Annotated in this window: 16 protein-coding genes; 9 read left to right on the forward strand and 7 right to left on the reverse strand. The window is 52.3% G+C overall.

From position 1 onward, the window contains the following. The first annotated feature begins 3 nt into the window (after window positions 1-3). Window positions 4-888, forward strand: coding sequence for a gallate dioxygenase (locus G9Q38_RS04340; protein WP_166128152.1), 885 nt, complete (start codon window positions 4-6; stop codon window positions 886-888). 11 nt (window positions 889-899) lie between these two features. Continuing rightward, window positions 900-1,259, forward strand: coding sequence for a protocatechuate 3,4-dioxygenase (locus G9Q38_RS04345; protein ID WP_166128155.1), 360 nt, complete (start codon window positions 900-902; stop codon window positions 1,257-1,259). 30 nt (window positions 1,260-1,289) lie between these two features. On the opposite strand, the gene G9Q38_RS04350 is transcribed toward G9Q38_RS04345, so the two are convergent. The 5 genes from G9Q38_RS04350 to G9Q38_RS04370 all read right to left on the reverse strand — a co-directional run bounded on the left by G9Q38_RS04350 (window position 1,290) and on the right by G9Q38_RS04370 (window position 5,909). Then, window positions 1,290-1,997 carry an ABC transporter ATP-binding protein gene (locus G9Q38_RS04350; RefSeq protein ID WP_166128157.1) on the reverse strand — a complete coding sequence of 236 codons (708 nt, stop codon included), beginning with the start codon at window positions 1,995-1,997 and terminating at the stop codon, window positions 1,290-1,292. After that, complete coding sequence (locus tag G9Q38_RS04355; protein WP_166128160.1) at window positions 1,990-2,742, reverse strand: ABC transporter ATP-binding protein; 753 nt, start codon at window positions 2,740-2,742, stop codon at window positions 1,990-1,992. The genes G9Q38_RS04350 and G9Q38_RS04355 overlap by 8 nt, the downstream gene beginning before the upstream one ends. Continuing rightward, window positions 2,739-3,725: a branched-chain amino acid ABC transporter permease gene (locus G9Q38_RS04360; RefSeq protein ID WP_166128162.1), complete on the reverse strand. Its 987-nt coding sequence runs from the start codon at window positions 3,723-3,725 to the stop codon at window positions 2,739-2,741. The genes G9Q38_RS04355 and G9Q38_RS04360 overlap by 4 nt, the downstream gene beginning before the upstream one ends. 21 nt (window positions 3,726-3,746) lie before the next feature. Continuing rightward, the gene (locus G9Q38_RS04365) at window positions 3,747-4,622 is read right to left on the reverse strand and encodes a branched-chain amino acid ABC transporter permease (protein WP_166128165.1); all 876 of its coding nucleotides are present in this window, start codon (window positions 4,620-4,622) and stop codon (window positions 3,747-3,749) included. Between the two features lie 87 nt (window positions 4,623-4,709). Further along, complete coding sequence (locus G9Q38_RS04370; RefSeq protein WP_166128168.1) at window positions 4,710-5,909, reverse strand: ABC transporter substrate-binding protein; 1,200 nt, start codon at window positions 5,907-5,909, stop codon at window positions 4,710-4,712. 300 nt (window positions 5,910-6,209) lie between these two features. Between G9Q38_RS04370 and G9Q38_RS04375 the strand changes: the two genes are divergently transcribed. Beyond that, window positions 6,210-7,064, forward strand: a complete 855-nt coding sequence (locus G9Q38_RS04375; protein ID WP_166128171.1) for an alpha/beta hydrolase — start codon at window positions 6,210-6,212, stop codon at window positions 7,062-7,064. Here G9Q38_RS04375 and G9Q38_RS04380 read toward each other — a convergent pair. Continuing rightward, a complete protein-coding gene (locus G9Q38_RS04380; protein ID WP_166128172.1) occupies window positions 7,048-8,160 on the reverse strand; it encodes an NAD(P)-dependent alcohol dehydrogenase in 1,113 nt (370 codons plus the stop codon). The two genes, G9Q38_RS04375 and G9Q38_RS04380, sit on opposite strands and share 17 nt — an antisense overlap. 98 nt (window positions 8,161-8,258) lie before the next feature. Between G9Q38_RS04380 and G9Q38_RS04385 the strand changes: the two genes are divergently transcribed. From G9Q38_RS04385 to G9Q38_RS04410, 6 genes are all read left to right on the forward strand, one after another. After that, window positions 8,259-9,287, forward strand: coding sequence for a carbon-nitrogen hydrolase family protein (locus tag G9Q38_RS04385; RefSeq protein WP_119442431.1), 1,029 nt, complete (start codon window positions 8,259-8,261; stop codon window positions 9,285-9,287). Window positions 9,288-9,468: 181 nt separating this feature from the next. Further along, window positions 9,469-10,626 carry an ABC transporter substrate-binding protein gene (locus tag G9Q38_RS04390; protein WP_114420323.1) on the forward strand — a complete coding sequence of 386 codons (1,158 nt, stop codon included), beginning with the start codon at window positions 9,469-9,471 and terminating at the stop codon, window positions 10,624-10,626. 100 nt (window positions 10,627-10,726) lie between these two features. Next, on the forward strand, window positions 10,727-11,596 hold the full coding sequence (locus tag G9Q38_RS04395) for a branched-chain amino acid ABC transporter permease (RefSeq protein ID WP_114420324.1): 870 nt from the start codon (window positions 10,727-10,729) through the stop codon (window positions 11,594-11,596). Window positions 11,597-11,601: 5 nt separating this feature from the next. Further along, window positions 11,602-12,567 carry a branched-chain amino acid ABC transporter permease gene (locus G9Q38_RS04400; protein ID WP_166128174.1) on the forward strand — a complete coding sequence of 322 codons (966 nt, stop codon included), beginning with the start codon at window positions 11,602-11,604 and terminating at the stop codon, window positions 12,565-12,567. Continuing rightward, complete coding sequence (locus tag G9Q38_RS04405; RefSeq protein ID WP_166128176.1) at window positions 12,567-13,310, forward strand: ABC transporter ATP-binding protein; 744 nt, start codon at window positions 12,567-12,569, stop codon at window positions 13,308-13,310. Before G9Q38_RS04400 ends, G9Q38_RS04405 begins: the two co-directional genes overlap by 1 nt. 13 nt (window positions 13,311-13,323) lie before the next feature. Next, a complete protein-coding gene (locus G9Q38_RS04410; RefSeq protein WP_166128177.1) occupies window positions 13,324-14,037 on the forward strand; it encodes an ABC transporter ATP-binding protein in 714 nt (237 codons plus the stop codon). Between the two features lie 8 nt (window positions 14,038-14,045). Here G9Q38_RS04410 and G9Q38_RS04415 read toward each other — a convergent pair whose 3' ends face one another. Continuing rightward, the gene (locus G9Q38_RS04415; RefSeq protein WP_166128180.1) at window positions 14,046-14,867 is read right to left on the reverse strand and encodes an IclR family transcriptional regulator domain-containing protein; all 822 of its coding nucleotides are present in this window, start codon (window positions 14,865-14,867) and stop codon (window positions 14,046-14,048) included. Between the last annotated feature and the right edge of the window lie 48 nt (window positions 14,868-14,915).

Below are 14,915 nucleotides of genomic sequence, written 5' to 3' on the forward strand. Positions count from 1 at the left end.
GTCATGGCGAAGATTATTGGTTCTATTGGTACGTCGCACGTACCCACTATTGGCGTTGCTTACGACAAGGGCAAGCAGGAAGATCCCGCCTGGAAACCCTTGTTCGATGGTTATAAGCCCGTTGCCAAATGGCTTGAAGACAACAAGGCCGACGTCCTGGTGTTCATCTACAACGATCACGCCACCACCTTTTTCTTCGACATGTATCCCACGTTTACGCTAGGGGTGGGTGAACGTTTCCCCATTGCCGACGAGGGTGCAGGTTTGCGCAATTTGCCGCATATTCGCGGCAATGTCGATTTGCAGGCGCATATTGCCGAATCGCTGGTGAACGATGAGTTCGACCTCACTATTACCCAAAACAAACCGATAGACCACGGTTGCGCGTCGCCGTTGCCCCTTATGTGGCCGCACGAGCCCGACTGGCCCGGCGTGGTGGTCCCCATTGCGGTGAATGTGTTGCAGTATCCGCTGCCTACACCGCGCCGTTGCTACAAGTTGGGTAAGGCGTTGCGTCGTGCGATTGAGTCTTACCCGGAAGATTTGCGGGTGGTCGTCGTGGGCACCGGCGGTTTGTCACATCAAATTCATGGCGAGCGTACGGGCTTTAACAATGAAGAGTGGGACCAGGAGTTCCTTGAGCTTTTGCAGCACAACCCTGAAAAACTCACAGAGTTGACCCACGCCGATTATGTTCGCTTGGGTGGCGCGGAGAGTGTGGAGCAAATTATGTGGCTGGCCATGCGCGGGGCCATGCCCGAAAAAATTCGCAAGATTCATCAAAACTATTATTTGGCCACCACCACGGCCATGACAGTCGTGGTGTACGAAGGTGAAGAAGAAACCACTTCGTCTGCGGTTGCGTCGAATCAAAGCGTTACGGTTTAAGGGGGCGAGTCATGAATCCACAACTAAAAGGCATTGAAAACATCGAAGGCACGTATGCGTTCGACATTCGCACCTGCAACCGTCGCCTGAACATTAACCGCTTCTTTTGGAACATGATTAAAGCAGAATGGCGTGAACGCTACTTGCAAGACCCCGATGCTTTAATGACCGAGGCGGGTTTAACCGAAGAAGAAAAAACGTTGATTCGGAATGAAGACTGGCTGGGACTGGTGCAGCATGGCGTAAACTTCTTCGTGCTGGAAAAGTTTGCCCGCGTGGTGAAAAAAACCAATTTAGAGGTTTACGCCATCATGCGTGGCCAGTCGTTTGAAGACTTCATGAAAACGCGACGGGTGCCAAACGCACGTTAAGGCCTTAACTGGCCGATAATCGTCGGCCAGTTACTCAGCGCCAAGGCCAATTAATTCAGCCAGTTGATCAGGCTCGTGCAACAGATGCCGGCTTGGGCCTTCCCAACGAATCATACCGCGATCCAGCACAATGGCGCGCTCGGTTAACTCAAGTGCCAGTTCGGCATGTTGTTCAACCAAAATGATGCCTATAGGTGAGTTTTGGCGTAGTTTACGGAAAGCATCAACTAGTCCGTCAACAATAATGGGTGCCAATCCTTCAAACGGCTCGTCGAGCAATAGAACACGGGGGTTACCGATAAGGGCGCGGCCAATAGCCAGCATTTGTTGTTCGCCGCCCGAGAGCTGGTTGCCCATATTGCGCCGGCGTTCGGCCAAACGTGGAAATAGCTCGTAAATGCGGGCGGCATCCCAATCCCCCGGTTGCTGGGCGACACGCAGGTTCTCATGTACCGTCAGTGAGGGAAAAATTTCCCTTTCCTGGGGGACGAGCCCCAGGCCCGAGGTTGCACGCTCGTGGCTGGGAACTTTGTCGATGTCTTTACCTAAATACTGAAGGGTGCCGGAGTGCTGTGTGGTCAGACCCATAAGGGTGTTAAGCAGCGTGGATTTGCCCACACCGTTACGACCCAGAATGCTTAATGCTTCGCCTTCCTGCAAGCTTAAAGAGAGTCCTTCAATCACCACGGTTTCGCCGTATCCGGCATGTAAATCATTGACTTTCAATAGTTCAGCCATGGTGGCGTTCTCCCAGGTAAACGGCGCGAACACGTGGATCGCTTCGCACCTCTTTAACCGTCCCTTCGACCAGCACGGCGCCTTCAACCAGCACGGTAATGCGCTGCGCGAATCGGAACACCAGATCCATGTCGTGCTCAATGACCAGCACGGCGACGTCTTGTGGCAGGCGCTCGAGCAGGTCGAACAACCGTGCGCCTTCCGTTGAAGGGACGCCGGCAACGGGCTCGTCGAGTAAAAGTACACTGGGTTTAAGCGCCAATGCCAGGGCGATTTCGATCAGCCGCCTTTGGCCGTATGCGAGGTCGGTTACCGTCTTGTGCGCCAATTCCAGCAACCCAAGGGAGTACAGTAGTTGCGCGGCTTCGTCCATCAGTTCCGCCGACTGGGTGATGCTGCCGAACAGACGTGCGTCGCGCCCTTCGCGGGCGGTTAAAGCCAGGCCAATGTTTTCGCCGACGGTAAGATGGTTGAATAGGGAATTGATTTGGAAGGTGCGCGCGAGACCCATTTTTACCCGCTTCTCGGGCGACAAGCGGGTGATGTCGGTGCCATTAAGCAGAATGTTTCCTTTGGATGGATGCAACAAACCGGTAATTTGGTGGACCAGCGTGCTTTTGCCTGCACCGTTAGGGCCGATCAGGGCATGGCGTGCGCCTTTTTCCAGCTTTAAGTTCACATTCTGTGTGACCTGGAGTTGCCCGAACGCTTTACTTAACCCTTGAAGCTCAAGTGCAGCTGTCATTTTGCGCTCCTTTTGCCGACGGTGCGGGACACGAGTCCAGCCAGGCCGTCGGGGGCGTAACGCACGATCAGAATCAAGACAACGCCCAGAACCGCTAACCAGTTGGTTGGGTCGATTGCCGCCGCGCGATCCGATAGCAGCACAAACAGAATGGCCCCGAAAATGGCGCCGTACAAGCGACCGGGCCCGCCCAGGGCAAGCATTACCAGCACGTTGGCCGACAACGTAAAGGCCAGGGAATCAAGGCCGACGATGCGGTTGATTTGTGCCGACAAGGCTCCGGCAATACCGGCGATGGCCGCTGAAATGGTGTAAAGCAGCCAAAGCCGGCGCTCAACCGGTACGCCCAGCATGCGCATGCGGGTTTGGTTTTCCCGAATGCCTTGCGCGGTTTGACCGATAGACGCGTTCACCAATTTTTTCAATAGTGCGTAAACCAGCAGCAATACAACGCAGGCATAAACAAACCCCGTAAAACCAAAAATGTCGAATTGGAACAGGCCCAGTACGGGGTCGACATCGTAGCCGGTGAGGCCGTCGTCGCCGTTCGTAACCGATTTGGCCACGTTGGCCAGTTCATACAATAAGCTGGCTACCGCCAGGGTAAGCATCAACTGCGTTAATCCCTGCGTACGCAGCACGGCAAACCCCGAGAGCAATCCGGCCAATCCGGCGGCGATGGCACCAACCAGCAAGCCGCTGATCGGCTCTGAGGAAACATGCAGCGCGTAAAGCGCCGCTGCATAGGCGCCGACGCCGAAGAATGCCGCGTGCCCTAACGATTCCACACCGCCATACCCTTGAGCCAGGTCGAGCGACAGCGCAAAAATCGCCATAATGACCACCATGGCCGCCAGCGCTAAATAGTATTCGCCGAAAATCAAGGTAAGAATGGCGGCGGCGACCAGCGCGACATCGGCCAGGTTATATCGTTGGCGGCGGAATGCGCCGACCACCAGGTTTCTGTTCGATTGAGTGTTCATGATGTCGTTTGCAATTCCGGGTTAGCCGGCACGGCCGACAAGGCCGCGCGGACGGACCAGCAGGATGGCCAGGACGGCAAGATAAATAATGAATCCACCCAGTGCGGGGATGTAATAGCGCCCCATGGTGTCAATAAAGCCCAGCAGGAGTGCTGAATACAGGGAGCCTTTCAAGCTGCCCAGGCCGCCCACTGCCACAACGATGAGCACCAAAACCAGGTATTTCAAGCCATAGTAGGGTTCGAGCGGCAACATTTGTGTGCCCACGGCCCCACCCAACGCGGCCAGGCCGCAGCCGATGGCGAACGTGACGGAAAACACAAGCGCCACGTTAATGCCGACGCAGCGTGCCATGCGAGGGTTATCAACGGCGGCGCGCAAGCGCGCGCCGAAAGTGGTGTACTCAAGACATAGCCATAACGCCGCTGCAACCGCCACGCTTGTACCCAATACGAACAGGCGATAAGTGGAAATGCTCATGTCGCCGAACGACAACTGGCCAATCAACGAGGGAGGAAGCGTAATGGTTTGTATCTGGGGGCCGGCAAGGTTTTTAACCAGCGCGGTAATGACGAAAGTCATGCCGATGGTCATGAGCAGTTGCCCCAGTGGGTTTGACTTATAGACCCATTGATACAGGGTGCGCTCCATGGCCAGGCTGATAGCCATGGTAGCAACGACACTTAACGGCAGTGCCGCAAAAAAATGCATGCCGGTTGTTTGCATTAACCACAGCGCGATGAAGCCACCGATCATGGCAAACGCGGAGTGGGTTAGATTAACAACGCGCATAACACCAAGCGTAATGGTAAGCCCTACCGAAATGAGGAAGAGCATCATCCCGTATGAAACGCCATCGATCGTCAGGATAAAGAAAGTGGAAAGCGCGTTTGGCATGGAGCGACTCGTTGGACTGGGCGTCGGGAAGGAAAGCGGAAGGTAAGCTGCGGCCCCGGTTGTTGGGGGCCGCAGCTACGGCATGGTTTATTTCTTTTGCATTGCATGCCAGGGTTCTACGACATTTTCGTAGGTGAAGATGGGAACGTTGCCCATTAAGCCGCCTTCAACGGGTTTCACTTCGCGAATGTAGATGTTTTGCGTGATTTCGCGCGTTTCAGGGTCGATTGAAACAGGGCCGCGAGGGCTGTCCCAGCTGTAGCCTTTAACGGCGGCCATGGCCGCTTCACCGTCTTTCTTGCCGTCGGTTGCCTTGATCATTTCAGCAATAACGTGCATGGCGTCGTAAGCACCCATCGAGGCCAGGCTGGGGATGGCGTCGGGGCCGAACTGCGCTTTATAGCGTTTGACGAAGTCTTTGTTTTCGGGGGTGTCGAGGTAAGGCGAGTAGTTCAGTGCGGTGATGATGCCCGCTGCCGACTTGCCAATGGCGGGCAGGTCGGATTCCTGGGTTTCAGCGCCGGCATACAGCGTAATGCCTTCGTCGCCCAGACCACGTGCCTGGAATGCCTTGATGAAACCTGCAGACATCGGCCCGACCGGCATGAACATGAACACGTGCTTAACACCGGAGTCGGCGACGCGCTGCAAGTAGGTTGAGAAGTCGGTGGTACCCAGTGGCACTTTGATGTTTTCGAGGATTTTGCCGCCCTGCTCGGTAAAAGCGGTGTCGAACGCGTTGGCAATATCGGTGCCGGGCGCGTAGTCGGCCGTGACAGAGACGGCTTCACGGGCGCCTTGTTCGTAAGCCCATTTCATGAGTGGCACACAGTACGCCCAGGAGGTATAGCCGACCCGAACAAAATACGGGGTTTTGTCGGTAATGCTGGAAGTTGCGCCGTTAATGAATACGTAAGGCGTTTTGGTTTGGTCAACGACATCGGCAGTGCCCATAACTGTGGGTGTAAATACGCCGCCGGTCAGGTATTGAACCTTGTCGCGAATAACAAGTTCTTGAGCCAACTGACGGGCGCGCTGCGGGTTCACACCCCCTTCATCGCGCTTCTCGATGACAATGGTGTGATCGCCGACTTTTCCGCCGGTTTCGGCCATGAACATTTCCACGCCGCGGTCATACTCCTGGCCCCACCATGAGTACGTACCGGAATACTGGCTTAATAGGCCAACCTTGATTTCATCGGCCTGCACGGCGGAAGCAAACAATGAGCCGACAACGGCCAGTGCTGCGGTACCGATGGTTAATCGTTTACCAAGAAAAGAGGGCATGACGCATCTCCGAATGTAGTTATTGATGTCAATGACTTCCAAATTACTTTGGAACGTCTTCTATCCTTGCACCAGATAGATTGAATAACCAGTGCTAATCATCACCTTACCTAGTCGTTATAGTTATATTTAAATAATTTAATCAGGTTTCCGTACTTTTGAGGATGGCATAGAAAAGCGGGTCATGTCGGTGGCCGTGCCATGGGACGCTGTACCGGCAAGCTTGGCGTAACCCCGCAGTGTGGCAGTAGAATGCAGCCTTTGAAGTAAAGCAGTAGTTTGACCCGGAGTGCTGGAACAATGAAAGTCGACAAGCTTGAATACGATCAAAACGGCTATGGGCTGGATATTTTGCGGGCGGAAGTGAATTACCGGCCGGCCTGGGGTGAACGAAGCGCAGTGTTTCGGGAAAAGGCGCGTTGCTTGCTGGACGTGTCATACGGGCATGGTAGCCGCGGCACGCTCGACTGCTTTCTTGCCGATAATGGCTTACACGCTCCGACATTGATTTTTATTCATGGCGGTTATTGGCATAAGGGCGATAAATCGTTCTATAGCTATGTGGCCGAACCATTTGTGGCGCGCGGCGTGTCGTGCATTACCATCAATTATGACTTCTGCCCGAATGTGCGCATGACCGACATTGTGCAGCAAGTGAGGGTGGCGATGGCCTGGATCTGGCGCAATGCTGAGGCGCTGGGCGTATCGCGCAAGTTGTTTGTATCCGGCCATTCGGCGGGCGGGCATTTAACCGCCATGATGATGGCCACCGATTGGGCGTCGTACGACTCCAACCTGCCGTCCAGTTTGTTTCTTGGAGCGATTCCGGTTTCGGGCTTGCATGATTTGCGGCCGCTGGTGGATATTCCGTTAAATGATGTGTTGCGGATGGATGTAGAAGAAGCGGCTGCGATCAGCCCGGTGAGTCTGCCGCTACGCAGCAATGCGCCTCAACTGGTGGTGTGCGGCCAGGCGGAGTCGGACGCTTTCAATGCGCAGTCCGACTTATATGTCTCAACGTTTGAAAGCCCCGATCGCCGGCTGGAGCGTTACGCTGTTCCGGGGGCGAATCATTTCGATGTCATGAATGCCTTTGCCGATCCTGAACATCCGTTTTTTCAGAAAATGCTGGCTTTGATCACGGCTCGGGGCTGATGCGGATAACTGGTTTGATGGTGGTGCCGGCATGCATGTCTGCCATGGCCTGGTTAATGTCGGCAAAGTCATAAAAGCGAATGAGTTTGTCGAACGGAAAGCGGCCTTGCTTGTATAGCTCGATAAGCTTCGGGATAAAAATTTCGGGTACGCTGTCACCTTGGTGGATGCCTCGTACAGAGCGACCGCCGCGCACCAGGTCAAGAATATTGGCGTGAATGTCGGCCCCAGAAACAGTATTCACCAAACCGCATACACCAAAGGCGGCCAGTGCTGCCACTGCCTGCTTAATGAGACCGTCATGGCCGGTGGTGTCGAGGATGGCATTGAACCCCTGTGGGGCAATGGCTTGCAGTTGGCTCAGCAGGTCGCCGTCGGTGCTCTTTAACGTATGGGTTGCGCCTAATTGTTCGGCTAATGCCAGCCGATTCGCCTGCAGGTCAACTGCCACAATGGTGGCGGCACCCGCCACTTGGGCGGCCATGACACCGGCCAACCCAACAGAGCCGCTTCCCAGTACAGCGACGCGATCGCCTGCACCTACTTTAAGTGAGTTAATCATCGCCCCTGCGCCCGTTTGAATACCGCAGCCTAGCGGGCCAAGCAATGATAATGGCAACGTGCGGTCAACCGGAACGACATTACGCTCTGTGCAGATGCTATAGCCGGCAAACGACGACTGGCCGAAAAAATGACTGTGAATCACTTCGCCGTTGCAGCGTAGTGCGGTGGAGCCATCGGCACGCGCGCCTGAAAAGGCGTGTCGGCGCAGGAACTGGCAGTAGGCTGCATGGCCTTGGGTGCAATTGGGGCACGCGCCGCATGAGTCGAATGTAATCACCACGTGATCGCCTGGTTGCACTTTTTTGACTGATCTTCCCACTCGTTCTACCACCCCCGCGCCTTCATGGCCCAACACAATAGGTTTGGGCACACGGTCGGGGGCGTTGCGCATGTGCAAGTCACTATGGCAAATGCCGGTTGCCACAATGCGAACCAGTACTTCGTTGTCGCGCGGGTCTTCAAGCTCAAGCGTTTCAAGGGAGAAGGGCTGCCCCGTAATGCGACTAACCGCTGCCGTGATGGTTGTGCTCATAATCTTGTTTAAGTCTCTTAAATGGGTTATATGCTAGTGCAATATTGTTATAAAACGCGTGCAATGTATAGCACGGTGCTCATCCCAAAGGAGGCAAAATGGCTGATACTTTTCCGAAATTTCGTGCGGCGGCAGTGCATGCGGCATCGGTATTCCTGAACCGGGAAGCTTCAATTGAAAAGGCATGTCGCTTAATTGAGGAATCGGCCGAGCAGGGCGCGGACTTGGTGGCGTTTCCCGAAACCTTTGTGCCTGGGTATCCGTTCTGGATCTGGACGCATACGCCTACGCGGGGTGCGCCACTGTATTACGAGCTTTTCACAAACAGTGTTGAAGTGGGCACCGAAGCCACCGACCGCATCGGCGCGGCGGCCCGACGTGCCGGTGTGTATGTGGTGCTGGGCGTATCGGAACGCGATGGCGGTACGCTGTACAACACCCAACTGTATTTCGATCGCACCGGTGCCATTATGGGGCGGCATCGCAAACTGCAGCCCACGCACGTTGAGCGCACTATCTGGGGCCGCGGGGATGGCTCCGATCTTCCCGTATTCGATACGGATATTGGCCGAATGGGTGGGTTGATTTGTTGGGAACACACCATGGATCTTGCGCGTTATGCGCTCATTAGCCAGCGCCAGCAAATTCATATCGGGTGCTGGCCCGGTATTTCGGCGCTCACGCACGATCCCAATTCCGGTTTCTTTAACAACGTAGTGGAAACGGCGGCACGCTACCATGCCTGGGCGGGGCAATGCTTTGTGGTGAATGCCAGTTCGCGGATTGATGATGAGGTGCTCAAGCGGCTTGACTTGGTTGACCAGCCGGACATGATTCGCACGGGCGGTGGCTGGAGCGCGATTGTGTCGCCAACCGGACGTATGTTGGCCGGGCCGAATACCGATGACGAAACCATCCTGGTTGCCGATGTGGACTTATCTGAAATAGTGTTCCTGAAGTATGCATGCGATTCGGCGGGGCATTATTCGCGACCCGACATGTTGCGATTGGCTACTAACTTAACGCCGCAGCCGGTTACGCAACCGTTTGGAGTACAGGGCTCTGCATGGACCGAGGTAGCGGTTGTGAAAACTGAGATGAACAAAATCGAGGAGGATGCCACGTAAGATTGTTCGCATAGCGCATAAATGTTCCGAAATCGTTGACACTAAAAAGTGGCGAAACATACACTTTGAACCTGTTAGCGCCCCCTGAAGCACGAGCTATACGATAGAAGTACGACAAGAATAGACACTATTTGAGGGCGATTAGCGGTATTGAACTTAAATAAATTGAGGAGACACATTTATGCGACGCAAATTTTCATTACGTTTGCTAGCTGCAACTGCACTGACTTTCACCTCTGTTGGGGCGTATGCTGCCGACGACGTGAAAGTCGGGCTGATGTTGCCATATTCCGGGACGTTCGCGGAGTTAGGTCAGAATATTACTAATGGTTTTAAGCTGGCGATTGATCAGAAGGGTGGAAAAATCGCAGGCCGGACCATTGAGTATGTCGAGTTGGACGATGAGTCGGCTCCTGCGAAGGCAAATGAGAACGCTAATAAATTGATCCGTCGCGACAATGTCGATGTGCTTGTGGGTACGGTACATTCTGGTGTTGCGTTAACGATGGCGCGCGTGGCCAAGAACACGGGTGCGCTAATGATTATTCCCAATGCTGGCGCAAACGAGTTAACTGGTGCCTTATGTTCACCAAACATCTTCAGAGCTTCTTTCTCTAATTGGCAAGCTGGCTATGCAGTTGGTGCGCTAATGGCTCAAAAACATAAAACCGCTGTTTCTTTGGCGTGGAATTACGCAGCCGGAGACGAGCAAACAGCGGGCTTCAAGGAAGCCTTCGAGGCTGGTGGCGGTAAGGTGTTGAAGCATCTGTCTCTTCCTTTCCCCAATACTGAGTTCCAGCCATTGCTCACGGAAATTGCAACACTTCAACCCGATGCCGTTTATGCATTTGTGGCAGGCGCTGCTCAGGTGAAATTAACAAAAGACTACGAAGCATCGGGCTTGAAAGACAAGATCCCTTTATATGGTGCATTCCTCACAGAGGGTACGCTCGAGGCGCAGGGAAGTTCTGCACAGGGGATGCTGACGGCATTGCATTACGCCGATGGCTTGGACAATCCCAAAAATCAGGCCTTTATCGAGGCATACAAGAAGGCTCATGGCGAAACTCCTGATGTGTTTGCGGTACAGGGTTATGATTCTGCGCAGTTGTTCATCGCGGGCCTTGAGGCAGTCAACGGCGATACCTCCAAGAAAGAAGACATGATTCGCGCGATGGAAAACGCCAAGCTTGATAGTCCCCGCGGGCCTCTGTCATTTTCCAAATCGCATAACCCTGTCATGAATATGTATATTCGTGAAGCACGTGGTGATCAGAATGTCATGGTGGGTATTGCGGTGGAAGCGCTGGCTGACCCTTCGCCTGATTGCAAACGGTAACACCTTAACGGCTACTCCTTGACAAGCGGCCGTCTTAAAACGGCGGTCGTTTGTCTTTTTGTTTGCTTGAAACACCCGATTAAAAATCGAAGAATCTATTATGGATATATTGTTAGGGTCACTATTAATCCAGGCATTGAACGCAATTCAGTATGGATTGCTTTTGTTTCTAATAGCAAGTGGCCTTACGCTCATATTTGGTGTAATGGGCGTCATTAATATTGCGCATGGCAGTTTCTATATGATGGGTGCATATTTTGCGTTCACCATAACAGGCCTTACAGGAAATTTTTTCGTCGCAGTATTATTGGGCGCAATTTTAAGCGTCATCATTGGTGCTCTTCTGGAGTGGGCATTATTCAAGCACCTTTATAAAAGAGATCACCTTGAGCAGGTTCTTTTGAGCTATGGCTTGATTTTGATATTTGAAGAGCTGCGCAGCATTTTCGTCGGTGACGAAGTTCACTCCATCGATGTCCCCGCTTGGCTGAATTTCTCCATACCGCTCGGAGACATTATGTCTTACCCGTTCTATCGCCTGTTTATGTCCGGGGTGTGCGTTCTGGTCGCCATTGGTATGTATATATTAATTAACCGAACGCGCATCGGGTCGATGATTCGAGCGGGGGCGACAAATAGTGGTATGGCTGAAGTTCTGGGAGTCAATATCAGCATGGTCAATCGTCTCGTGTTTTCTCTCGGGGTCGGGCTTGCCGCGTTTGCGGGCATGATCAACGCGCCGGCCTCGGCGGTTGCGCCAGGGATGGGCATGGAAGTGTTGATTGTGAGTTTTGTCGTGGTTGTGATTGGGGGAATCGGTTCTGTTTGGGGTGCCTTGTTTGCGGCTATGGTCATTGCATTTGCAGACACTTTTGGCAGCGTATTTTTCCCGAGTGTGGCGGGGATGCTGACATACATAATTATGGCCATGGTTTTATTGTGGCGACCTGAAGGAATTTTTAAGCGGTGATACTGATGGTAGAAAGCAAAAATAAATATGCGCTTTTAGCGGTGATGTTTATCGCTTTATTGTTGTTTCCGACGCTTGGTCTTGATTTCTACAATGACATGGTGTCGCGAATCGTGATACTGGCGTTATTTGCAGTCAGCCTGGATTTGCTGGTGGGGTACACGGGTTTAATCAGCTTTGGGCACGCAGCATGGTTTGGAGTAGGCGCATATGCGTTTGCGCTCCTTTCCACCCATTACCAAGTTACCGACAGTTTTTGGATCACGTTGCCTGTTGCGCTGATCGCCGCAGCAGTACTTTCCTTTATCGTTGGCTTGTTTGTTTTAAGGACCAAGGGCATTTATTTCATCATGGTAACTTTGGCATTTGCGCAAGTGTTTTATTTTCTTGTGCATGATGTTCCAGCCATTGGTGGAAGTACGGACGGTTTGAATCTCTATGCGCGGCCTACGTTGGAAATAGGTAATTGGGTTTTGCTGGATTTGGAAAACCCTCTGACCATGTATTACTTTATTTTGGCAGCGCTGTTTTTCTCTGTTGTTTTATTATGGTTTTTCTTGAGGTCACCTTTAGGGCGCGCGGTGCAGGGTATAAAAATAAATGAGCATCGAATGCTGTCAATTGGTTTTCCTGTTTTTCGTTATAAGTTGATTGTTTTTGTCATTGCAAGCGTTTTTGCTTCTTTGGCTGGTTACTTGTTTGCTGCCCAAAGTTACGGTGTTAATCCGGAGCTTTTGTCCTGGCATAAATCGGCAGATGTCCTGCTTATGTTGATATTTGGTGGTATGGGTCAATTTGTTGGCGGCATGGTGGGGGCGTTCGCCTTCATTTTGCTTAAAGACGTTTTCATGACATATACCGATTGGTGGCAGCTATGGCTTGGCATAACGATTGTATTGTTTGTTTTGTTCTTGCCGGGTGGATTGGCTTCGCTACCCAGCCGGCTTAAAGCACTTGTTGGGAAAGCGTAATGAACGATGTGTTGCTAAGAGCAGAAAATGTATCCAAGCATTTTGGGGGTCTGGTTGCGAACGACAATGTGTCGTTGTCTGTTTACAAAGGTAAAACGCATGCGATTCTTGGCCCGAATGGTGCTGGAAAATCGACCCTGATCAATATGTTGTCCGGCGACTTAACCTGCTCAAGTGGCTCGGTGTTTTTGGGTAATCTCGATGTGACACATTTGCAACCAAATGAGCGTTCTCTGCTGGGAATTGGTCGCAGCTATCAGAAAACCAATATCTTTCCAATGTTTACGGTGCTGGAGAATTGTCGTTTGGCCGCGCAATCTCGTGAGCCCCGCTTAGGCGCCGTTTTTTCTAGCGCGAGCAATTATGAGCCCTATAAGAATCTTGCTGAGAAAGCGATTTGGGAAACAGGATTAGAGGGTTATGAAAGCCGGGTTGCCAGTGCATTATCTCATGGTGAGCAAAGGCAGCTTGAGTTAGCGATTGTTCTTGCGACGCAACCGAGCGTTTTGTTGCTCGATGAGCCGCTCGCAGGCATGGGTTCGGAAGAGTCTTTTCAAATGATCGATCTGCTTAAAAAGCTTGTAAAGACACATGGTATTTTGCTGGTGGAGCATGATATGGATGCCGTATTTGCCATTGCAGACATTATTACGGTGATGGTAAATGGATCTGTCCTGATGACGGACACGCCCGATCGGGTACGTGCCAGCGCCGAGGTTCAGCAAGCTTATTTCGGACACTAAAGGTTGGTTCAATATGTCAGAAGCATTAGTGAGTGCTCATGGAATTCATTCATATTATGGCCAGAGCCATATTTTGCACGGGATAGACTTCACGATCTCGCGTGGTGAAACCGTTGGGCTGATGGGCCGCAACGGTATGGGTAAATCCACGTTGATAAAAAGTTTGGTTGGTGTGGTGCGGCCGCGGGAGGGAGAGGTTTTTGTTAAGGGTAGGTCAGGCAAGAGTATGCCTACCTATAAGGTAGCACGCATGGGAATAGCCTACGTTCCTGAAGGGCGTGGTATCTTTCCCAACTTGTCGGTGAAAGAGAATCTATTGCTCGGAGCGCGTCCGGGTTCAGATGGGCGTCTTGACTGGACTTATGACAGGGTTCTGGACTCTTTTCCGCGATTAAGGGAGCGGCTGAGTAATGGTGGCGCTCAGTTATCGGGGGGGGAGCAACAAATGCTGAGTATTGGGCGAGCCTTGATGACTAACCCGGATTTGTTAATTCTGGATGAGGCTACTGAAGGATTGGCGCCCTTAATTGCCAAGGAAATTTGGCGGATCATAGCAGCTATTCGAGAGTCTGGTATCGCGACGATAATCGTTGACAAGAATTTTGAGGCGATTACAGAGATCAGTACACGAAACCTGATTATGGTCAAAGGTATGATTGTTTTTGAGGGTTCAAGTTCAGAGTTATTGTCTGACGCCGACAGGCTGAAAACCCATCTTGGTGTGTAAGATACTTATTAGATCAACGATGCAACCATCCACCGTGCTCTTTCAAGTTCGGGCAGCAGGTTTTCGATCATGTTCTCGAGGCTTCGTCTTGACGTCGAGCTGACGATGCTGATTGATCCAATGGTTTGGCCTTTTTGATCTCTAACCGGTACAGCAAGTGATCGGACGCCCAGCTCCAGTTCTTCGTCACTGATCGCGTAGCCGACCCTTCGTACTTCATTCAAGTATGACATTAACGTGGGGATGTCGATGCGCGTATTGGGCGTTAGCTTCTGACGAGGCTTTCGCTCGAGGCGGGTTTTTGCTTCGTCGGGGTCAAGGTCTGCTAACAATACCCTGCCAGTTGCCGCACAATAGGCAGGCAGTCTCGAACCAAGTCCCAATCCGTTTGAAAGGCTTCTGCGGGTTGCTGCTCTTGCCACGAACACGGCGTCGGAACCATCCAGAACGGCAAAGGAGCTCGACTCATTCGTTCGTTCGCTAATTGCTTCAAGTGTGGGCTGAATTGTGCGTGCTAAAGCGGTTGATGTTAAATAAGCATGGCCGAGCCGAAGTACCCGGGGTGCAAGACGGAACATCTTGTCGTCGCATTCCACATAACCTAGTTTTTGTAGGGTTAATAGAGACCTTCTGGCCGAGGCACGTGAATGGCCAGTAATCTCGGCAGCTTCACTCAACGTAAGGGGCGTGTTTTTAATACCGAATGCCTCGATGATTGAAAGGCCTTTTTCGAGCCCGGCGACGTACTCTTTATCTTCATTTGATCTGTTTTTTGGGAGATGGGTGTGTTGTTGGGTGTTTACGTCGTTGTGATGAGTTGACTTAGCCACGTCCTCGCCTTTAATTCGCTATGCGCACAAAATGATCGATTTCTTTGA

The sequence above is a fragment of the Pusillimonas sp. DMV24BSW_D genome, from assembly GCF_011388195.1.
Lineage (GTDB): Bacteria > Pseudomonadota > Gammaproteobacteria > Burkholderiales > Burkholderiaceae_B > Neopusillimonas > Neopusillimonas aestuarii.

Bases quoted from the DNA above. Each gene is read 5' to 3' on its own strand.
- G9Q38_RS04340 (WP_166128152.1), top strand. From the start codon at position 4: ATGGCGAAGATTATTGGTTCTATTGGTACGTCGCACGTACCCACTATT.
- G9Q38_RS04345 (WP_166128155.1), top strand. From the start codon at position 900: ATGAATCCACAACTAAAAGGCATTGAAAACATCGAAGGCACGTATGCG.
- G9Q38_RS04350 (WP_166128157.1), bottom strand. From the start codon at position 1,997: ATGGCTGAACTATTGAAAGTCAATGATTTACATGCCGGATACGGCGAA.
- G9Q38_RS04355 (WP_166128160.1), bottom strand. From the start codon at position 2,742: ATGACAGCTGCACTTGAGCTTCAAGGGTTAAGTAAAGCGTTCGGGCAA.
- G9Q38_RS04360 (WP_166128162.1), bottom strand. From the start codon at position 3,725: ATGAACACTCAATCGAACAGAAACCTGGTGGTCGGCGCATTCCGCCGC.
- G9Q38_RS04365 (WP_166128165.1), bottom strand. From the start codon at position 4,622: ATGCCAAACGCGCTTTCCACTTTCTTTATCCTGACGATCGATGGCGTT.
- G9Q38_RS04370 (WP_166128168.1), bottom strand. From the start codon at position 5,909: ATGCCCTCTTTTCTTGGTAAACGATTAACCATCGGTACCGCAGCACTG.
- G9Q38_RS04375 (WP_166128171.1), top strand. From the start codon at position 6,210: ATGAAAGTCGACAAGCTTGAATACGATCAAAACGGCTATGGGCTGGAT.
- G9Q38_RS04380 (WP_166128172.1), bottom strand. From the start codon at position 8,160: ATGAGCACAACCATCACGGCAGCGGTTAGTCGCATTACGGGGCAGCCC.
- G9Q38_RS04385 (WP_119442431.1), top strand. From the start codon at position 8,259: ATGGCTGATACTTTTCCGAAATTTCGTGCGGCGGCAGTGCATGCGGCA.
- G9Q38_RS04390 (WP_114420323.1), top strand. From the start codon at position 9,469: ATGCGACGCAAATTTTCATTACGTTTGCTAGCTGCAACTGCACTGACT.
- G9Q38_RS04395 (WP_114420324.1), top strand. From the start codon at position 10,727: ATGGATATATTGTTAGGGTCACTATTAATCCAGGCATTGAACGCAATT.
- G9Q38_RS04400 (WP_166128174.1), top strand. From the start codon at position 11,602: ATGGTAGAAAGCAAAAATAAATATGCGCTTTTAGCGGTGATGTTTATC.
- G9Q38_RS04405 (WP_166128176.1), top strand. From the start codon at position 12,567: ATGAACGATGTGTTGCTAAGAGCAGAAAATGTATCCAAGCATTTTGGG.
- G9Q38_RS04410 (WP_166128177.1), top strand. From the start codon at position 13,324: ATGTCAGAAGCATTAGTGAGTGCTCATGGAATTCATTCATATTATGGC.